A 1,338-nucleotide genomic window follows, 5' to 3' on the forward strand; every position below is an offset into this window, starting at 1 on the left:
AAGGCCGACTCGGGCAGCTGGTGGTCCATCCAGACCTCCCCCGCCCCGCCCCCGAGGACATCGCCTTCCTCCAGTTCTCCTCCGGCAGCACGGGCGCGCCCAAGGGTGTGGAGCTGACCCACGCTGGGGTCCTCGCCAACCTCCGGCAGATCCGTACCGCGATGGCGATCACCTCCGACGACGTGCTCGCGACCTGGATGCCGTACTTCCACGACATGGGGCTCATCGGCACGCACCTGGTCGCGATGGCCGCGTGTCTGAAGCAGATACGGATCGAGCCGCTGTCCTTCGCGAAGCGTCCCGCCCTGTGGTTCGAGGCCGTCGACCGCCACCGCGCGACCCTCCTCTCGGCCGCGAACTTCGCCCTCGCCCTCGCCGTACGCCGTGTCCCGGCCACCGCGCTCGCCGGACTCGACCTCAGCTGCGTACGCCTGCTGCTCGTCGGCGCCGAACCCGTCTCCCCGCGCGTCTGGCGGGAGTTCACGGCCCTCACTGTCCCGGCAGGGCTCGACCCGCGCGCCCCGCTCCCGGTGTACGGCCTGGCCGAGGCGACCCTCGCGGTGACCGTGCCGCCGCTGGGCGAGACCGCGACGCCACTGGTGCTGGACCGGGCCGCGCTCGGTGCGGGCCGGGTGGTGGTCGCGCGACCCGGGCCGCGCGCCGTGGAGTTGATGGACCTGGGGCGGCCCGTCGCGGGCTGCGAGGTCCGGATCACCGACGACACCGGGGCCCCGGCGGGCGAGTCGCGGGTCGGGCATGTGGAGGTGCGGGGCCCCCAGGTGGGACGCGGCTACCACCGGGCGCCCGAGGCGAGCGCGGCCGCGTTCGGGGGCGACGGCTGGCTGCGCACGGGCGACCTCGGGTTCCTGCGGGACGGGCGGCTGTGCGTCACCGGACGCCACAAGGACGTCGTGTTCGTCAACGGCCGTACGTTCCACGCGGCCGACCTGGAGGAGACGGTCGCCGCGACGCCGGGGCTGCCGTCCGGTGCCGTGGCCGTCGTGGGCTCCACCGATCCGGACGGCGGGGGTGAGCGGGTCGTCGCGTTCGTGCAGTGGGCCCGGCCCGAACGGTCTGCCGCCGCGCCGGTGCTCCGCGCCGCCGCCGGTCGGCTGCGGGAGGCCCTCGGGCACGACGACGTACGGGTACTGCCGTTGCCGCCGGGGGCGTTCGCGCGGACGACCAGCGGGAAGCTGCGGCGGGGGGTGCTGCGGGAGAGGTTCGAGGCCGGGGAGTACGCGGCGGTCGAGGACCAGCATCGCGCCGCCCTCCCCCGGGACGAATCCGTCCGCGTCGGCGCCGAACGCGCGGCACCGTCCCGTCGGCGACAACGCGCCC

The 1,338-nt window shown here is 75.5% G+C and carries 2 pseudogenes; one reads left to right on the forward strand and one right to left on the reverse strand.

The annotated features are described in order from the left end of the window. Window positions 1-1,292 (forward strand): annotated as a pseudogene (locus P1P70_RS44695) (AMP-binding protein); the annotation flags it as partial. Here P1P70_RS44695 and P1P70_RS45970 read toward each other — a convergent pair. Continuing rightward, window positions 1,284-1,331: pseudogene (locus P1P70_RS45970) on the reverse strand (hypothetical protein); the annotation flags it as partial. The pseudogenes P1P70_RS44695 and P1P70_RS45970 sit on opposite strands and share 9 nt — an antisense overlap. Window positions 1,332-1,338 lie beyond the last annotated feature (7 nt).

This window comes from Streptomyces sp. MB09-02B, from assembly GCF_033794485.1.
GTDB lineage: Bacteria > Actinomycetota > Actinomycetes > Streptomycetales > Streptomycetaceae > Streptomyces.